Raw genomic sequence first — 19,398 nt, 5'->3', positions numbered from 1 at the left:
TTTTTTGTTGGATTTGGTGGCCCCACCCCGGCTTGAACGGGGGACCAAGCGATTATGAGTCGCCTGCTCTGACCACTGAGCTATGGGGCCTGACGGGCGCAATTATAGGAAATCGGGGTGGGCGAGTCTACTCTTCATCGAGTTACTTGCTGTTTTTTAATACAACTTTCTATAAATAGCGTCACATTTTGAGGATCTGATAGAAAAAATCATTGATCCTACATCCCAGACTATCCAAATCGGGGATCATCAGTCAATACGAAAGGTCGGCAATTTCAGGTTCCAGCGGATCGCCGCCAAGCGGATCCCTAAGGTGCTGAATAAACCCAGCAGCATCGCATGTTGTGCGCCGACACCCAGGCTCAGCGCGCCGGTGTGCAGGATCCCGCCGATAATACAGGCGGTAGCGTAGATCTCGGTACGCAAGATCATGGGTACTTCACGGGCTAACACATCACGAATGATCCCGCCGCCTACGCCGGTGATCACGCCCATCACCACCGCGACCATTGGGCTAGCACCACACAGCAAGGCTTTGTTCACCCCGATCCCTAAGAAGACCGCCAAACCCACCGCATCCAGTACCGGCAGCACCCACCACGGGATCCGACGAGCAGGGCGGATCAGCAGCATACTCAGGGCACAGGTAATAAAAATCACCGTCAGATAGAAGGGATCGCGGATCCAAAATACCGGGCCGGCATCCAGCACCATATCGCGAATAGTACCGCCGCCAATGGCAGTTACCGCGGCCAGAACGACCACCCCGAACGGATCCATCCGCAAACGGCCGGCAAGGAGTACACCGGAGATGGCAAAAACAGCGGTGCCCAGCATGTCGAAGAAATACAGCATGTGATGGAAAGCCCTCAGAGTCAGTCAGTTTTAAAACGCCGGCGATTGTAGCGTTTAGCGGCCTGCTGGCAACGGGCTTTTTACTGAATTATGACGCAGGTGAGAGTTTCGCCAGTGCGGTGCAAATGTGCTGTGCGCCTTGCAGCATACGTGGCCCGCTGCGGCTTAACAAACTCTCCTCCACGGCGATAACAGGCACGTCTAACATCCCTTGCCAGTAGCGGCGAACTTCAGCTACCGTTTCGGCATTGCCGGGCACGATAATGGCGTGTGGTTTGCGTAGTAGAACTTGCTCACGGCTGATTTTTGGCCAGCTCAGGCCACTGTCAGCAAAGATATTTTTACCTCCACACAGGCTGACGATTTGCGATTGCAGGGTATCGACGCCGGGGGTAAACATCGCTTGCGTGCCGTATTGGATAAATACTGGAATGGGCGTTTGACGTTGATAGGTATGCTGTAGAATGCTGAATTGCTGGCGCAGTGCTTGGGCGTTGGCACGCGCTTCGTCTGGATGGGCACTGTAGGCAGCGAGCTGATCCAGCTCACTGGCCAGATCGTCCAAGCGGCGTGGATCTGCATAAAATACCGGGATCCCCAGTTGTTCGAGCTGTTGCAGTGGGCGCGTGGGATTCCCGCCTTTCCATGCCAACACCAGATCTGGCTTTAGTAGTAAGATCCGCTCGACATTGATCCCGCGGTGATCGGCAACCCGCTCGAGCTGTTGCGCAGCGGCAGGATAATCGGAATAGCTACTGGCGGCTACCATCTGCTCGCCCATGCCGGCGGCGTAGGCTAATTCGGTGGTAGAGGGCGAAAGGGAGATCACCCGTTGCGCCGCCGCTAGCAGGTTGCAGCTTACAAGCAGCAGACACAGTGCTAACGAGCGAGATAAGATGCGGTATAAGCGTGATGTCAGCGTCTTTCTCATCGCAGTAACACTCCGGCCGAGCTTAGCAATAACAGGATAAATGCATACAAATTTAAATCGCGCGCCAGTCGGTACAGGTCTCGGCTGTGTACCGGTCGACTGCCGCCTAGCGTTGGTCGTCCTACACGTATGCCTTGATAGCGCACCGGTCCACCCATCGCGATATCCAAGCGTAAACCGACTTGGGTATACAGAGCGCCGGTGAGCCAGTGGCTCCAGCCTTTGGCTTGAATTTGCATCCGTTGCCAGCGTTGGCGCAGATGACGCCCAGGGAGCAGCAGCAGCAATAGCAACAGATTGCCCGGCAACTCCAGTACGCTTTGCATGCGGGCGGCAAAGAGGCCGAAGGCGTGATTTTTCGGTTGTGCTGGTGACCAGCAACGCGCGGTCAGTTCGCAGCAGCGATAAAACAGCGCGCCACAGCCTCCGGCCAGTAGATACCAAAATAGGACATGAATTAAGCCGCGCAAATAGCCCATCAACAGGGTTTCCGCACCGGCTTTACCTAACCCGAGCAGGGAAAGCTCGGTGGTATCACGTTGCACTTGTTCGTCTAAGATGGTGCGCGCCAGATGTTTTTGTTCGCCTTGTAGCGCGCGGGCAAAACGTTGGTTATCCGGCCATAAAGCCGCCCAACTGAATGCCAGCCAGAGCAGTACGGCGTCAAACACCGGTTCGGACCAGGCCAAAATCTGCAGTGCCGGTAATAAAATCAGCAGGGGTAACAGCAGCAATAACCAGCTCAGCGCACCAGACAGGCGCTGCTGAGCGGGCGGGTTTTTCGCGTGTAGCATGCGGGCCAGCAAGCGGCTGGCCAGCAGAGTCCACCCCTGACGCAATGCGCGCGCCGGTTGTGGTAGCAGCAGGTGCAGTAGCACGCCGCCCCACAACGCCAGCAGCGGATACCAGAAAGCCAGTTCTCGGAAGTTGAGTTCAGTAACAGCAGGCTGGATCACGTCAGGCTCCGTGGTGGACGATTAGTAGGTGTTCAGTTGCTTGAGCATCGCGGCCACGATGACCGATGATTGCTGGGCGGCGACCGGCAGGAACTCTTCAAAGCTCATGCTGGCTTCTTTATCGGCCACATCCGAAATGGCACGCACCACCACAAATGGCAGTTGGTACTGGTTACACACATGGGCAACGCCAGCGGCTTCCATTTCCACTGCGGCAATTTGCGGGAAGTGTTGTTGAATGCGAGCCAGATTATCCGCGCCGTGTACAAACGCATCACCGCTACAGATCAGGCCTTGTACCGCGTTCAGACCGGCGCTGCGAATGCAGCTTTCTGCTACGTTGATCAGCTTCGGATCGGCAGCAAAGGCTTCTGGGCAACCAGGTAGTTGGCCATAGGCATAACCAAAAGCGGTGACATCGGCATCGTGGTAGCGCACTTCGCTGGAGACAACGATATCACCGACGTTCAGGCGGCTATCCAGACCACCGGCCGAGCCGGTATTGATGATGACATCTGGGGCAAAATGTTCAATCAACAAGGTGGTGCCGAGTGCCACGGCCACTTTACCGATGCCGGACTTGAGCAGCGCCACATCAGTACCGTGCAGAGTACCGCTGTAAATTTCGCAACCGGCGCGTTTGAACACCTGCAGATTGCTGATTTGGTCACGCAGGATGGCGACTTCCTGCTCCATTGCGCCAATAATGCCTACTTTCATGGGATCGGGCCTGCAAAAAAAGAAAACACGCACTGCGAAGCGGTTTAGCCGCCAGTCGCAGCATTTCAGTGATGCCTAGTCTAGCATGAAGCATCTGCGAGTCGGCATGCTTGTCATGACCGCGCCAGCCGAATAAAGGCGGCCATCGTGTTGGTATCGCGTGTGTGTAGAATTGGTATAGAAACGGCGTTGCAAAGATAACGGCCAACCGAGCAAAAACTTGATGCCGGTTGGCCGTGGAGAGTGCATTCGCGAGCCGGTTGATGATGGCCTACGACGCGAGCGGATAACTTAACGTAACTTAACTTAGGTTATGGGTTAGGCGTAGCGCACTGCGCGGATTAACAGCCCAGATAGTTCATGATCCCTTCTGCCGCCTGACGACCTTCGGCAATCGCGGTGACCACCAGATCGGAGCCACGCACGGCATCCCCGCCTGCGAAAATCTTGGCATGGCTGGTTTGGAAGGCGAACTCACGCTCGGCCGGCGCGACAATTCGCCCTTTGCCATCGAGTTCGACATCACAGGTCTCGAGCCATGGCATGGCGTGTGGCTGGAAGCCAAACGCCATGATCACCGCATCGGCGGGCAAGACATGTTCAGAGCCGGCCACCACTTGGGGGCTGCGACGGCCTTGTGCATCGGGCGCGCCGAGCTCCGTACGCACGACTTTCACGCCACACGCGCGGCCATGGGCATCGAGGGCAATCCCCAGAGGCTGCAGGTTGAACATGAACTCCACCCCTTCTTCACGGGCGTTTTTCACTTCACGGCGTGAACCGGGCATGTTGCTTTCATCGCGGCGGTAAGCACACACCACATGGGCTGCCCCTTGCCGGATTGCTGTACGCACGCAGTCCATCGCGGTATCACCACCACCGAGCACCACCACTTTTTTACCGGCCATGTCGATATACTCATCCGCTTGACGCTCAAAGGCCATCAAACGGTTGGTATTGGCAATCAGGTAGGGCAGCGCATCGTACACCCCGGCGGCGTCTTCGTTTTCCAAGCCACCGCGCATGTTACGGTAGGTGCCTACGCCTAAAAAGACAGCATCAAACTCGGACAGCAATTCGGTGAACGCCAGATCCTTGCCAATTTCGGTGTTCAGGCGAAACTCGACGCCCATCCCACTGAACACTTCGCGTCGGCGGATCATGACCTCTTTTTCCAGCTTGAAGGCCGGGATGCCGAAGGTCAGCAGGCCACCAATTTCTGGATGGCGATCGAACACCACCGGTTTCACGCCGTTACGCACCAATACGTCAGCGCAGGCAAGTCCGGCTGGGCCGGCGCCAATCACCGCCACTTTCTTACCGGTGTCCACCACGCCGGATAGATCCGGTCGCCAGCCCATCTCAAAGGCTTTATCGGTGATGTACTTTTCAATGTTGCCGATGGTTACCGCCCCGAACTCGTCATTCAGGGTACAGGCTCCTTCACACAAACGGTCTTGCGGGCACACGCGACCACAGACTTCCGGCAAACTGTTGGTGCGGTGCGATAATTCCACCGCTTCCAAAATACGTCCTTCATGGGCCAGCTTGAGCCAATTCGGGATGTAGTTATGCACCGGACATTTCCACTCACAATAAGGGTTGCCGCAGCCCAAGCAGCGATCGGCTTGGGCATGCACCTGTGATTCGGAAAAGTTTTCGTAGATCTCAACAAACTCAATTTTGCGGATCTTCAGCGGTTTTTTCGGCGGATCGACCCGCTGCAAGTCAATAAACTGATACACATTCTGGCTCATGGCTTACTCTCTCCCTGTTACTGCGCCTGAACCCGGAGTTCCGCCGAAGAGCGGCTACGGTGACCAAGTAATGCTTTAACATCGCTGGATTTTGGTTTCACCAGCGTGAACTTGTCGGCCCAGCTTTCCCAGTGCGCCAAAATTTCTTCGCCGCGTGCCGAGCCGGTGGCCTGCACGTGCTCGGTGATCAAACCGCGCAGGTGCTCTTGGTGGATAGGCAACTCGGTGACATCCAGCAGCTCGACCAGCTCGGGGTTAACCCGTTTGGCAAAATCGCCCTGTTCATCCAGAACATAGGCAAAGCCGCCCGTCATCCCGGCACCGAAGTTCACGCCGGTACGACCCAGTACGCAGATGATGCCGCCGGTCATGTATTCACAGCCGTTATCGCCGATTCCTTCGACAACCGCAATCGCGCCTGAGTTACGCACGGCAAAACGCTCTCCGCCGCGGCCCGCTGCGAACAGTTTGCCGCCGGTGGCGCCATACAGGCAGGTGTTGCCGATGATGGTGGCTTGGTGGGCTCTGAACGCTGAGCCTATCGGTGGGCGCAGGGCAATTTTGCCGCCGGCCATCCCTTTGCCGACATAGTCGTTGGCATCACCGGTCAGTGACAGCTCAACGCCTGGGGCATTCCACACGCCAAAGCTTTGTCCGGCAGTACCGCTGAATTGCACTTTTAGCGGTTCGCTGGCAATGCCGGCTTCACCAAACTGGCTGGCAATTTCACCGGACAAGCGTGCGCCAACCGAGCGATCGGTATTGCGGATATCGAAGAACAACTTTTTGCTCTTACGCTGGGTTAAGCACTCTTGGGCTTGCGCGACCAAACGGGCATTAAGCTCGCCTTGGTCAAATGGCGGGTTGCCTTCGGTGCAGTACACTGCTTTGCCCGGATGCGGCTTAGCGGTGGCCAGCAGCGCGGATAAGTCCAGTTTTTGCTGGCGTGCAGTAAAGCCGTCCAGCTCGGTCAGCAAATCGGTGCGGCCAATCAAATCGACCAGCTGGGTCACCCCCAATTCGGCCATCAGTTCACGAGTTTCTTGCGCAATAAAGCGGAAGTAATTCATTACTCGTTCTGGCAGGCCGTGGTAGTGGTCGCGGCGCAGCTTTTCATCTTGGGTTGCCACGCCGGTGGCGCAGTTGTTCAGGTGACAGATCCGCAGGTATTTACAACCCAGCGCTACCATCGGGCCGGTACCAAAGCCAAAGCTTTCGGCGCCCAAAATGGCTGCTTTGATGATATCCAGACCGGTTTTCAGTCCGCCATCGACCTGCAAACGGATCTTATGGCGCAGGCCATTGGCGACCAGTGCTTGTTGCGTTTCGACTAAGCCGAGCTCCCACGGGCAGCCAGCATATTTAACTGACGCCAATGGACTGGCACCAGTGCCGCCATCATAGCCCGCGATAGTGATGAGGTCGGCATAGGCTTTGGCAACGCCGGTAGCGATGGTGCCAACGCCCGGCTCAGAGACCAGCTTGACCGAAATCAGCGCCTTCGGATTGATCTGTTTGAGATCGAAAATCAGCTGCGCCAGATCCTCAATAGAGTAAATATCGTGGTGCGGCGGCGGCGAAATCAGGGTCACGCCCGGGACGGAGTAACGCAGACGGGCAATGTACGGAGTGACTTTATCTCCCGGTAACTGACCGCCTTCGCCCGGCTTGGCGCCTTGAGCCACTTTAATCTGAATGACATCGGCGTTAACCAGATAGTGCGGAGTGACACCAAAGCGGCCAGAAGCGACTTGCTTGATACGCGAGACTTTATTGGTGCCGTAGCGCGCTGGATCTTCACCACCTTCACCAGAGTTAGAATATCCACCCAAGGTGTTCATGGCTTGTGCCAGCGATTCGTGAGCTTCTGGGCTTAAGGCGCCGATTGACATGGCTGCTGTATCAAAACGACGGAACAGGCTTTCTTGCGGCTCGACGTGCTCCAATGCAACCGTCGATGTAGCCGGATTTGGGGTTAGTTGCAGCAGGTCACGTAAGGTGGCGGGTGCACGCTGGTTCACCAAATCGGCATAGCGGCGATAATCACGGTAGTCACCGGAGTGTACGGCTTGTTGCAGAGTCTGCACCACATCAGGGTTGTAGGCGTGGTATTCACTGCCGTGAACGTATTTGAGCAGGCCGCCTTGCTCCAGCGGTTTACGTACTAACCAGGCTTTGCGAGATAGATTGATCAAGTCTTGCTGGAAGTCAGCAAAGCTGGCCCCTTCGATGCGGCTAGGCACGCCACTAAAGCACAGATCAATCACGTCAGAGCCGATCCCTACCGCTTCAAACAACTTCGAGCAGCGGTAAGAGGCAATGGTAGAAATGCCCATTTTGGACATGATCTTGTACAGGCCTTTGTTGATCCCGTTGCGGTAGTTTTGCATTACCGTGCGGTACGGCTTGTTGATCGCGCCGTCATCCACCAGTTTGGCCAGTGATTCGTAGGCCAGATACGGGTAGATGGCGGTGGCGCCAAACCCGAGCAGCACTGCAAAATGGTGTGGATCGCGCGCGCTGGCGGTTTCTACCAAGATGTTGGCATCGCAGCGCAGGCTGTTATTGACCAAGCGGGTTTGCACCGCACCGACCGCCATGGCCGCCGGGATCGGTAAGTGATCGGCGCGTTGCTGGCGATCTGAGAGCACCAGCAATACGCAGCCACTGCGCACCAGTTGTTCAGCCTGATCGCAGAGGGCTTGCACGGCCTGTTGCAGATCGGTCTGCTGCGGATCGAAGCTCAAAGACAATACATCGTGACGGTAATATTTCGTGTCGAGCGCCAGCAGCTGATGGAAATCGGAGTACAGCAGGATCGGCGATTTGAAACTGACACGGTGCGCTTGTCCTTCGGCCTCACAAAAGACGTTCATCTCCTGACCAATGGAGGTGGAGAGTGACATGACATGTGCTTCGCGCAGCGGGTCAATTGGCGGGTTGGTCACCTGCGCAAACTGCTGGCGGAAGTAGTCATACAGGCTACGGCTTTGGCGCGACAGTACGGCAAACGGGGTATCGTCACCCATGGAGCCGACCGCTTCTTGCGCGTTTTCCCCCAGCACCTGCAGGATCTGCTCCAGCTCTTCATTGCTGTAGCCAAACAGTTTTTGGTAGGTCGCCAGCTGCTGATTGTTAAAATCACGGTTGCCAACCTGATCGTCGGGCAGCTGCTCGAACGGGATCAGGCGTTTAACGTTTTTCTGCATCCACTCTTTATAAGGATGGCGCTGCTTAAGATCGTTATCGATCTCTAGCGAGTGCAGGATTTTTCCGTTGCGGGTGTCGATCACCAGCAGCTCGCCAGGCCCAACCCGCCCTTTTTCTACCACTTCATCAGGCTGGTAATCCCAGATCCCAATTTCGGATGCGCAGGTGATCAGTTTGTCTTTGGTGATGACATAACGTGCCGGACGCAGGCCGTTACGATCGAGGTTACAGGCGGCGTAGCGGCCATCGCTCATCACCACTCCTGCCGGACCATCCCACGGCTCCATGTGCATGGAGTTAAAGTCGTAGAAGGCGCGCAGATCGTCGTCCATATCGGGGTTATTTTGCCAAGCAGGCGGGATCAGCAGGCGCATGGCGCGAAACGGATCCATCCCGCCGCTTAAAAACAGCTCCAACATGTTATCCAGTGAGCTAGAGTCTGAGCCGGTTTCGTTGACGAACGGCGCGGCATTTTGCAGATCGGGGATCAGTGGCGTGTTGAACTTATACGCCCGCGCCCGTGCCCATTGGCGGTTACCGGTGATGGTGTTGATCTCACCGTTGTGGGCCAGATAACGAAATGGCTGCGCCAGCGGCCAGCGCGGTACGGTATTAGTAGAGAAACGCTGGTGGAACAGGCAAATCGCCGATTCCATGCGTAAATCGGCCAGATCCAGATAAAAACGTGGCAAATCGGATGGCATGCACAACCCTTTGTACACGTTCACCAGATTAGAGAAGCTACAGGCATAGAAGTGTGGGTCGTCTTGCAGACGCTTTTCAATGCGCCGACGCATCACAAACAGACGTCGCTCCACATCGCGTGGACGCCAACCGGCAGGGGCGTTGACAAAGACTTGCTCGATCACTGGCAATGAACTGAGAGCTATCTCACCCAGTACATCAGGATTGGTCGGGACTACACGCCAACCGACTAAAGAGAGGGTTTCGCGCTGTAATTCTTCTTCGGTAATTTGCCTGGCAAGGGCCGCTTTGCTAGGGTCAGGATTGAGGAACAGCATGCCGACCGCGTAGTTTTTGGCCAGATGCCAACCGCGCTCTTCGGCCACCATGCGAAAAAAACGATCCGGCTTTTGCATCAACAGGCCGCAGCCATCGCCGGTTTTGCCGTCGGCTAAAATCGCACCACGGTGCTGCATTCTGGCTAACGCATGAATAGCGGTACGTACCACTTTGTGGCTGGGTTCACCCTCGATATGGGCGATCAGCCCGAAGCCACAGTTATCCCTTTCCTGGGATGAATCGTACAGCATGATTGCCTTCCTCCCTTGCCTGTACCGAACGACAAATTATTTGCATAAATCCGGTGAGCTCCATGCTCACCTCACAGCTTCCAGCCGACTTCCCAAATTAGCGATAAATGTTACATAGGTCAAACATTCTGTAATTGGCCAGCAACATCTAATTTCGCGATACAACAGACTATTTTTACTTAGTATTCATCGATTTATTAAGCTAGTTGCACAAATTAGGCGGCAAACGGCTGTTCTGTCGATTGGGCTTGCGGTAGCACGGCGTGAGTTTTTCTGGCCACTAGGCCAGTAATTCGTGGGTGGTGGGGGTGTCAGGTAAAATTTCGCTCTGTTTTTCTATCCTGTTGTAAAATAAAAAACAGGTCAGAACGTCGTTCTTTATGGATAGCGCGGAGCATAAACCGCGCACGGCGCACTGCATGATTATGAACAATTATTCGTTATTTATTCTTGCTCGGGGGCAGAGATCTTGGGCGGGATGAGTGCGTCATAAAAATGAGTCAATGTCAGGTTGGGCAAGGCTTTGATCCGAGTCAGGATCGGAGGTTGCGCAACACTGTAATCTGAATGGTTTCGATCGTGGAATATAGACGCTGATGCAACTGAATGAACTGGTAAATATGTTTGGCAGCGATTTACACCGCCGCTACGGGGAGAAAATCCACAAACTGACCCTGCATGGCGGCTTTAGTTGTCCGAACCGCGACGGTACGTTGGGGCGTGGTGGCTGCACCTTTTGTAATGTGGCCTCGTTTTCCGATGAAAATGCGCAATATAAAAGCATTACTGAGCAAATTGCTGAACAGTCGACTAAAATTCACCGTGCGCGTCGTTATTTGGCCTATTTTCAGGCGTATACCAGCACCTATTCCGAATTATGCTTGCTGAAAAGAATGTATGAAGAGGCGCTGCAGCAGGCGGATATCGTAGGGTTGTGTGTCGGTACGCGGCCTGATTGTGTCTCTGATGCGGTGTTGGATTTATTGGCCGGTTATCAGCAGCAAGGCTATGAAGTCTGGTTGGAGCTGGGGCTGCAATCGGCGCAGGATCGCACCTTAAAACGCATCAACCGTGGGCATGATTTTGCGTGTTATGTCAAAACGGCCCAAGCGGCGCGGGCGCGTAACCTGAAAGTGTGTACTCACCTGATTGTTGGCTTGCCGGGCGAAGACAAAGAAGATTGCTTGCAAACCTTGGCGCAGGTTGTCGCTGCCGGTACGGATGGGATCAAGTTACATCCACTGCACATTGTCACCGGTAGCACCATGGCGAAAGCGTGGGAAGCGGGGCGGCAGCAGGCGATTGAGCTGGAGCCTTATGTGGATATCGCCGCGGAGATGATCCGCCACACGCCGGCAGAGATTATTTATCATCGGGTGTCGGCCAGTGCGCGCCGTCCGACGCTGTTAGCGCCGCTGTGGTGTGAAAACCGCTGGACGGGAATGGTAGAGATAAATCGCATTTTGGCGCAAAGAGGCGCGCAAGGTTCGGCTTTAGGTTCCCCTTTTCAATTAATCGGGTAAAGTGGGACGTTTCGCTGCTTATTTATACGACTTTTCATCAATTGCCGGTACGTGAATGACCATCTCTGCACTGTTTATGTTAGGGGTTATCCTAGGAGGACTGGGGTTAACCCTGCTCCTGTTGGGAATGCGTGCCTCGCGGCATCGTCCGGCCGGCGTATTGACGGGCTATGTTTGCTGGGAGCGTTGGCGCTACCGCTGGCGTAGCCAGCCCTACCGTCACTCTGGACGCCTGATGCAACAGCTGTTTGATGCCAGCCCCGATCCGGTGGCGGTGATCAGCGAGCGCGGCGTTTATCTCACCTGCAATCAAGCTTTTGCCCATATGCTCGGTGGGCCGCAGTGCACGGTAGCGCAGATTTGTGGTACTCGGCCTGTGGCGTGGAGCGCTGAAGATCGGGTGGCGTTTTGGGCGTCACAAGAGCAGCAAGTGCTCAATAGTGGCCTGCCGGTGTGTTATGAGGACTACTTCAGCACCCCCGATGGCACGGTGCGCTGGTTGGAGATCACCAAATCACCCTGTAACGGCCCAGAATACGCGGAGCGTGCGGTGCTGATTGTGGGGCGCGATATTACGGAGCGTAAGCGCACCGAGCAGCAATTGGCCGATGCGATTATGGATCTGCACACCTTAAGCTATTTCGATTGTGTGACCCGCATTGCCAATCGGCGTCATTTTGAAGAGCAGCTACATCAGCAGTGGCGTACCCATCAACGTAATCAGCGCTCGCTGGCACTGCTGTTGATTGATATCGATTATTTCAAAGCTTACAACGATCGCTATGGCCATCAGCAAGGCGACTGCGGCTTGCAGGCGTTTGCCGAAGTGCTTACTCACTCACTGTGGCGACCGCAAGATCTGGTGGCGCGTTACGGTGGCGAGGAGTTTGTGATCTTGTTGCCGGAAACTGATGAGCGTGGTGCAGAAGAAGTGGCGCGCCGTATCCAGATCAATTTGCGTCAAGCGGATATTCCACATTCGGCGTCGGATATCAACGGCCACCTCACTTGCAGTATTGGCATTGCCGCGATGCAGCCCTCACCACTGGTGCATTGTAGCGAGCTGGTGCAACAGGCCGATTTGGCTCTGTATCAGGCTAAATCCCTCGGTCGTAACCGGATCTGTGTGACCGGTGAAACAGCCCACAGCGTCAAGGTGGAGCTGCAGGACGACACACAGTAAGATACCGCCCTAGGATATCATTTTAAAAAAACGGATCGGCGGTATGAACCGGATCAAGCTGCTTGCGCAATATTATGTGGATTTGATGGTGAAGCTGGGCATTGTCCGGTTTTCGCTGTTGCTGGCAACCGCGCTGGTGGCGCTGGCCTTGTTGGTGCAAATCGGGGTCACCTTGTTTTTACAAGGGCAGGTGCATGGCATCGATGTGGTGCGCTCGGTGTTTTTCGGGCTGCTGATCACCCCGTGGGCGGTGTACTTTTTATCGGTGGTAGTTGAGCAGCAAGAAGAGTCGCGCCAGCGTTTGTCAGCGTTGGTCAGTAAGCTCGAAGAGATGCGTGCGCGTGACTTGCAGCTAAATGCCCAGTTGCAAGAAAAAATCCAGCAGCTGAGCCTCGAAAACGAAGAGCGCTGCAAGGCTGAGCATGCGCGGCAGCTGGCCATTGAAGATCTGGAAAACGAAGTGTTCGAGCGTGAACAGGCGCAAATCCAGTTGGCCCAGCAAAGTGCGCTGTTACGCTCGTTTCTCGATGCCTCCCCCGATCTGGTGTATTACCGCAACGAAAATGGCCAGTTCTCTGGTTGTAATCGGGCGATGGAGCTGCTCACCGGTAAGAGTGAAAAGCAGCTAATTGGTCTGACGGCATGGGAGGTGTACAGCAAAGATATCGCGGCCAAAGTGGTGGAAACCGATACCAATGTGTTCCAGCACAATATGCCGCTGACTTATGAGCTGTGGCTGGATTATCCCGATGGGCGCAAAGCCTGTTTCGAGCTGCGTAAAGTCCCGTTTTATGACCGTAATGGCGTGCGCTGCGGCCTGATGGGCTTCGGGCGCGATATTACCGAACGTAAGCGTTATCAAGAGGCGCAAGAAAAAGCCAGCCGCGATAAGACCACCTTTATCTCTACAATCAGTCATGAGCTGCGTACCCCGCTGAACGGGATTGTGGGTCTTAGTCGGATCTTGCTGGATACCGAGTTGAGTCCGGAGCAGCAAAAATATCTGAAAACCATTCACTTAAGTGCGATCACCTTAGGTCATATCTTCAATGACATCATCGATATGGACAAACTCGATCGTCGTCGTCTGGATGTGGCCGCTAAACCGGTCGACTTCACCGGCTTATTAAGCGATCTGGAAAACCTCTCCGGTTTGCAGGCTGAACAAAAAGGGCTGAAATTCCAGTTGATCCGGCATGAACCATTACCGGATTGCATTGAGGCCGATGGCACCCGCTTGCGTCAGATCCTGTGGAATCTGGTGGGCAACGCGATGAAATTTACCCGCGAAGGGGGGGTGACTGTCAGCGTGCATGCCGAGCGGGACGCGGCGCAAACCCGCTTGTCGTTTGCGGTGCAGGATACCGGCATTGGTATTCCGGCTGCCGAGTTGGATAAGATTTTCGCCATGTACTATCAGGTCAAAGGCCAAGATGGGCGGCTTAATCCAACCGGTACCGGCATTGGATTGGCGGTATCTCGCAAGTTGGCGCAGATGATGGGTGGTGATATTCAAGTCACCAGTGAAGAAGGCAAGGGTACTTGCTTTACCCTGACTGTCACCGTGCGTGAGCTGGCGGCGGCGCAGCCGGAAGATGCACCGGTGGCGGAGTGTGTGCAACGGCCATTGCACATTCTGCTGGTCGAAGATATTGAGCTGAACGTCATTGTGGCGCGCTCGGTACTGCAAAAGTTGGGACACACACTGGATGTGGCGATGACCGGCGCCGACGCGTTTTCACTGTTTGATCCATCGCGTTATGACTTGGTGTTGCTGGATATTCAGCTGCCGGATATGACCGGTTTTGATATCGCTCGGCGCTGGCGTGAAACCTATACCCAGTTGCCGCCATTGGTGGCCTTGACCGCTAATGTCTTGAAAGACAAGAGCGAATACTTGATTGGTGGGATGGATGATGCGCTGAGTAAGCCGCTGTCAGTACAGGCGCTGCAGGCGATGTTGCAACGTCAGTTACCGCAGCCAGCAGAGCTGCCAGTCAGTGCTCCGCAGCCAACGCCGACAGCCGATGACAAAGCCGCGCCGGCACCGTCGGCCTTGTTAGATCTGACCATGCTCGAGCAATATCTGGAGTTGGTGGGGCCAACCTTGATGCTGAGCAATCTGGACTTGTTTGAGAAGGTGATGCCAGATTATCTGGCGATCCTCGACTCCAACATGACCGCCAAGGATCAAAAAGGCATTGTGTCGGAAGCGCACAAGATCAAAGGCGCCGCAGGTTCAGTGGGGCTTAAACATATTCAGCAATTGGCGCAGCAGGCACAATCACCGGATCTGCCGGCGTGGTGGGACAATGTGGCGGATTGGGTGGATGAGATCCATCGTGAGTGGCGTAATGACGTGCAGTTACTGCGCGGCTGGCTGCAAAGCCAAACGCCCGCAGAGCAGGGCAAAAAGCCGCGCTAAGTATATGGGTCGGTTAAGGTTAACCAACACACTAGCGATATGCAGCCAACAAGATGCAGTAAAAAATGTAGTGGGCGATATGTAGTATCGCTATATGTAGTTAAAAAATGCGCAATAAAAAAACAGGGCCGATGGCCCTGTTTTTGTTGGTCAATTACGTAGGCGTGGAATTACTCTTCCAGCTCGCCGCAGAAGCGGTAACCTTCACCGTGAATGGTGGCAATGATTTCCGGCGTATCTGCCACGGATTCGAAGTGCTTACGAATACGGCGGATAGTTACGTCAACGGTGCGATCATGCGGCTTCAGTTCACGACCGGTCATTTTCTTCAGCAGCTCGGCACGCGACTGAATCTTGCCCGGGTTTTCACAGAAGTGCAGCATGGCACGGAATTCACTGCGTGGCAGTTTGAACTGCTCGCCAGCCGGGCTAACCAGAGAACGGCTGTTGATGTCCAGAGTCCAGCCGTTAAAGCAGTACTCTTCCACCAGACGACGCTCTTCGCTGCCACCACCGATGTTCATGGTACGAGACAGCAGGTTACGGGCACGAATAGTTAACTCGCGTGGGTTAAATGGCTTGGTGATGTAGTCATCAGCGCCGATTTCCAGACCCAGAATCTTATCGGCTTCATTATCACGTCCGGTCAGGAACATCAGTGCGATATTGGCCTGCTCACGCAGTTCGCGCGCCAGCAGTAAGCCATTTTTGCCCGGCAGGTTGATATCCATAATGACCAGGCTGATATCGTGGTCAGACAGCATCTGATGCATTTCGGTGCCGTCGTTGGCTTCGTGAACGATATAGCCTTCGGCCTCAAAAATACTTTTCAGAGTGTTGCGAGTGACCAGCTCGTCTTCGACGATCAAAATGTGCGGGGTTTGCATGTATGCTACCTAAGACAATACCAAAAATATGAATCTTGTTGTGCAATGTTGTGCATTAAAACTTAACATATTTTATCGGTAAGTGTTTACGAATCAATGCACAGGAATTAACGTAGAATTCAACTGCTTGCGCCTTCCTTAGGAGCGATGCGGCACTGATGCTCGCCGTAACACCGCAGATGTCGTCAATGACTCTTAATGGCAGGATACCTTCTAGGTGCGCAATATTCTATCTATGTAACAGCCTTATAACAATGGGCTATGTCAGACTAGTTGAAATAACGTAAATTTGCTTGATATATGTCAAGTTTAGCCGATCTGTCTGCTACTGGCTGCAATGTTTTATAAAATATCATTATTTATCAATAAACTGTTTATCGATCTGTGCGGATTATCAGTTAATTGTTAACAGGGATTTTTGCCGCCAGTGGAGCGGCACACAGATTTAGCCAAAAAGATCGCGTATGTTAATAAAGTTTAGATGATGGATAACAGAAGGATCGGACGATGTTGGATCTTTTACCTGATTTATGCGATGTGTACGCTGAGTCACTGACTGTGTTACCGCCGTGGTTTCGCTCTTATGGCGGGCGCGCCATCTTTTTTGGCCCTGTGGTGACCGTGCGTTGCCCGGAAGATAACTCACTGGTGCGTGATTTGGTGGCTAAACCTGGCTATGGACAGGTGCTGGTGGTCGACGGGGCGGGTTCATTGCGCCGCGCCTTGTTAGGCGATCAGCTGGCGCACAAAGCGGTTGCCAATGGCTGGGCCGGTATTGTGGTGTTTGGCGCAGTGCGTGATGTGGGGGAGCTGGCGCAGTTGCCTTTGGGGATCCAAGCGCTCGGAGCTTGTCCTGTGAAAACCGATAAACGAGGCTTGGGCGAGCTGGGCATCAGCGTGGAGATTCAGGGGATCCGCATTCATCCCGGCGATTGGCTGTATGCAGATTTGAACGGCATTGCCATTGCCCGTGAAGAGCTGAATTTGCGCTGTTTGCCTTGTATGCAAGCGGCTAATCCGCCAAGCAATACCGATCCGACGTTATAACGCGCATCCGCAACCACACCCTACCATCCACAACCCACAACTTACAGTCAGTGAGCCGCCAAGATTGCTAGGTGCTCACTGATTTGTTTGATACATAAGGTTTTACGCGTGGATGTTTATCGAGATGGCGTTTAAAAAGTTACGCCCAGACCGAGACCGAGCTGCACATCGGTTTGCGGATTGCTTGGTAAGGTGGTGGTTTGCACATTCATCCCCGCTTTGACGGCCAAAGAGCGGGTCAGGCTCAAGGCGCTACCAAAGGCAATGCTGCTTTGTTGGGCATTGGGGCGATTTTCGCGGCCAATACGACTTTCCAAGCGCAGATTCTGACTCCATTGATAGCTTACCCCACTGACCACCCCATTACTGTTGGCCGCGCCGGTATCTCCGCCATTATAGGCTTGCGCGGCGGTTTGCGAGGTACCGACTTGGTTGGCAATAAACCATTGCCATTCCGGGGTAATGCTGACGCTGACGCCACTGGCCACGTGCCATTCATCAAAGGCAGTCATTTCGTTACCGGCATCAAAATACGGACGCACCGAGATATCGGCCATCGACAGCGCATGCGCTGGCGTGCTCAGCAGTAAAGTGGCACTCACGCTTGCCAATAACGCTTGGCGCAGGGAGAGTCGCATCACGCGAAGAGGATTGGCGTGGCGGCCGTGTAGCAGCAATGATGACAATGACAACATAGCCTCTCCCTGTGGCGTATAACGACTATTCATGTAAATAGCCAAAGACTCGCACGAAAACCGTGCGCCAATAGTGTGTCCGCTTTTACCACGCCGGTTTGCTGCGTGTCTCTCAGTATGGCTAAAAAATGACAAAATATCCGTTTAATAGCGGAACTTTTTTAATTTCGCGAGAAGCGTAACTTTCTGCGATAAGGAAAGACGTCTTCAATGTGGCCGTGGCGGATCTTATCTTGGATCTCTCGCCAGTAACGCGCTTCAAACAGATCCCCATGCAGTTCTTCAAAGATCTGGCGAATCTGGGGGTTGATACACAAGAACGTACGGAATTCCTCAGGGAAAATATCGTTCGGCCCGACGCTGTACCACGGCTCAGCCGACATCTCATCCTCCGGATAGCGTGGTGGGGGGATTTCGCGAAAATTCATCTCCGTCATGTAGTTAATTTCATCGTAATCATAAAACACCACGCGACCGTGACGGGTGACGCCGAAATTTTTGAACAGCATATCGCCGGGAAAGATGTTGGCGGCGGCCAGTTGTTTGATGGCGCTGCCATACTCTTCAATGACGGCGCGCAGTTGCTCGTCATTGGCCTGCTCCAGATAGAGGTTCAGCGGCGTCATGCGTCGCTCCATGTACAGGTGGCGGATAATCAGCTGGTCACCGTTTTCCTCCAACTGCGAAGGCGCTTCACGGCGCAGCTCATCCAGCAGCTCGCTGCAGACCCGATCGCGTGGCAGGATAAAGTTCTCATACTCTTGGGTATCTGCCATCCGCCCGACCCGATCGTGCTCTTTTACCAAGCGGTACTTGGCTTTTACCATCTCGCGGTTCATCTCTTTTTGCGGTGCAAACTGATCTTTAATCACCTTAAACACCGTGTCATAGGAGGGTAGGGTAAACACCAGCATCACCATCCCTTTCACGCCGGGGGCGATGATAAAAGGATCGTCCGAGTGCTCCAGATGGTGCAGATATTCGCGGTAAAACTCGGTTTTCCCGTGCTTCTGACAGCCGATGGCGGTGTACAACTCAGCGTGGCTTTTGCCTGGCAAAATGGTGTGTAACCAGCGCACAACCGCAGAAGGCACGGGGGCATACACCATGAAGTAAGAGCGGGCAAAACCAAACACAATGCTGGCTTCGTCAAACTCGGTCAGGCAGGTATCCACAAATATCCCGCTGGCTTCGTTATGGTGAATCGGCAGGATGAGGGGCGTGGGCGGCGCATCCGGCCATTCAATGCGGCCAATCAGGTAAGCGGCTTTATTGCGAAAGAAAGGTTCGCGCAGCATGGTCAGACTGGCTTGTGCTAGCGCCTCTTCACGAAAACGTGCGCGCAGCCGGCGCTGCAGCTGCTCGATATCCCGCGTGAGGTTTTCCCATGGCAGGGTAAACGGGGTGTCATTCAGCAATTGCGCCAATGCCTGTTCAAGGCGCGTGCTGACGCTAGCGCCTGACTGTTCGGTCAGTGGATAGCTTTTGTCTAATGGGCGCTGCGGCAGATCAAAGCGCGCCGGTTGTGAGCTAAACACAAACAGCTTATGCGGATTGAGGTTGCGGTGCGAGAAGATGCGGCAATACACCGAGTTAAAGAAACTTTCAGCAATTTCATAGCGCGGATAGTCGTGCAGCAAATCTTCGTAGGCACGTTTGACCCGCATCACAAAGTGAGCATCGGTATACAGGTTGCCGGTCATGCTTTTGAGCTGAGCGACGGCCAAGGTGACATGATGATCGTACAAATTGATCCGCTGCTTCATGGCGTCTTGCACCGCGGCCCATTGGGCTTGTTCGAAGCGCTGCTGGGCACCGGCGGTGATCTCTAAAAAGCGTCCGTATTGGGCATCGAATCCTTGCAGGATCGTATGCGCGATCAGGTGTTCCAGTGCCGAGGTCATCATGCCATTCCTTCTGCCTGTTGCGATCTGT

The 19,398-nt window shown here is 54.3% G+C and carries 13 protein-coding genes and 1 tRNA gene; 4 read left to right on the top strand and 10 right to left on the bottom strand.

Going from position 1 to position 19,398, the window contains the following annotated elements; all coding sequences use genetic code 11:
* Positions 1–14 precede the first annotated feature (14 nt).
* From NCTC9997_RS12945 to gltB, 7 genes are all read right to left on the bottom strand, one after another.
* A tRNA-Ile gene (locus tag NCTC9997_RS12945) sits at positions 15–90 on the bottom strand.
* Positions 91–249: 159 nt separating this feature from the next.
* Positions 250–855 (bottom strand): TRIC cation channel family protein, encoded by a 606-nt coding sequence (locus NCTC9997_RS12940; RefSeq protein WP_064978214.1) that lies wholly within the window; start codon positions 853–855, stop codon positions 250–252.
* An 88-nt stretch (positions 856–943) separates the two neighbouring features.
* Positions 944–1,786, bottom strand: coding sequence for a vitamin B12 ABC transporter substrate-binding protein BtuF (btuF, locus tag NCTC9997_RS12935; protein WP_064978213.1), 843 nt, complete (start codon positions 1,784–1,786; stop codon positions 944–946).
* Positions 1,783–2,742 (bottom strand): cobalamin biosynthesis protein, encoded by a 960-nt coding sequence (locus NCTC9997_RS12930; protein WP_064978212.1) that lies wholly within the window; start codon positions 2,740–2,742, stop codon positions 1,783–1,785. The genes btuF and NCTC9997_RS12930 overlap by 4 nt, the downstream gene beginning before the upstream one ends.
* Positions 2,743–2,763: 21 nt before the next feature.
* Positions 2,764–3,462, bottom strand: a complete 699-nt coding sequence (gene mtnN, locus NCTC9997_RS12925; protein WP_010864671.1) for a 5'-methylthioadenosine/S-adenosylhomocysteine nucleosidase — start codon at positions 3,460–3,462, stop codon at positions 2,764–2,766.
* A 341-nt stretch (positions 3,463–3,803) separates the two neighbouring features.
* Positions 3,804–5,219: an FAD-dependent oxidoreductase gene (locus tag NCTC9997_RS12920; protein WP_064978211.1), complete on the bottom strand. Its 1,416-nt coding sequence runs from the start codon at positions 5,217–5,219 to the stop codon at positions 3,804–3,806.
* A 17-nt stretch (positions 5,220–5,236) separates the two neighbouring features.
* On the bottom strand, positions 5,237–9,703 hold the full coding sequence (gene gltB, locus NCTC9997_RS12915; protein WP_064978210.1) for a glutamate synthase large subunit: 4,467 nt from the start codon (positions 9,701–9,703) through the stop codon (positions 5,237–5,239).
* Positions 9,704–10,299: 596 nt separating this feature from the next.
* Here gltB and mnmL point away from each other — a divergent pair.
* Genes mnmL through arcB form a run of 3 tightly spaced genes read left to right on the top strand, consistent with a single transcriptional unit; the run spans position 10,300 to position 14,834 of the window.
* Positions 10,300–11,226, top strand: a complete 927-nt coding sequence (gene mnmL / locus NCTC9997_RS12910) for a tRNA modification radical SAM protein MnmL/YtqA (RefSeq protein WP_047706795.1) — start codon at positions 10,300–10,302, stop codon at positions 11,224–11,226.
* Positions 11,227–11,281: 55 nt separating this feature from the next.
* Positions 11,282–12,409 carry a diguanylate cyclase domain-containing protein gene (locus NCTC9997_RS12905; protein WP_082935564.1) on the top strand — a complete coding sequence of 376 codons (1,128 nt, stop codon included), beginning with the start codon at positions 11,282–11,284 and terminating at the stop codon, positions 12,407–12,409.
* Positions 12,410–12,452: 43 nt separating this feature from the next.
* A complete protein-coding gene (gene arcB, locus NCTC9997_RS12900; protein WP_064978208.1) occupies positions 12,453–14,834 on the top strand; it encodes an aerobic respiration two-component sensor histidine kinase ArcB in 2,382 nt (793 codons plus the stop codon).
* A gap of 170 nt (positions 14,835–15,004) precedes the next feature.
* Here the strand turns inward: arcB and arcA are convergent, their stop codons facing one another.
* Complete coding sequence (gene arcA, locus NCTC9997_RS12895) at positions 15,005–15,721, bottom strand: two-component system response regulator ArcA (RefSeq protein WP_064978207.1); 717 nt, start codon at positions 15,719–15,721, stop codon at positions 15,005–15,007.
* Positions 15,722–16,228: 507 nt separating this feature from the next.
* On the opposite strand from arcA, the gene NCTC9997_RS12890 reads away from it, so the two are divergent.
* On the top strand, positions 16,229–16,768 hold the full coding sequence (locus NCTC9997_RS12890) for a putative 4-hydroxy-4-methyl-2-oxoglutarate aldolase (RefSeq protein WP_064978206.1): 540 nt from the start codon (positions 16,229–16,231) through the stop codon (positions 16,766–16,768).
* A gap of 131 nt (positions 16,769–16,899) precedes the next feature.
* Here NCTC9997_RS12890 and NCTC9997_RS12885 read toward each other — a convergent pair whose 3' ends face one another.
* Complete coding sequence (locus NCTC9997_RS12885) at positions 16,900–17,463, bottom strand: hypothetical protein (RefSeq protein ID WP_010864663.1); 564 nt, start codon at positions 17,461–17,463, stop codon at positions 16,900–16,902.
* 161 nt (positions 17,464–17,624) lie between these two features.
* Entirely contained in the window at positions 17,625–19,367 is a 1,743-nt protein-coding gene (aceK, locus tag NCTC9997_RS12880) for a bifunctional isocitrate dehydrogenase kinase/phosphatase (protein ID WP_064978205.1), read from the bottom strand.
* Positions 19,368–19,398 lie beyond the last annotated feature (31 nt).

The sequence above is a fragment of the Plesiomonas shigelloides genome (assembly GCF_900087055.1).
In the GTDB taxonomy this organism is placed as follows: Bacteria; Pseudomonadota; Gammaproteobacteria; order Enterobacterales; family CAMTGL01; genus Plesiomonas; species Plesiomonas shigelloides.
This window is presented reverse-complemented; position numbering and strand designations above follow the sequence as displayed.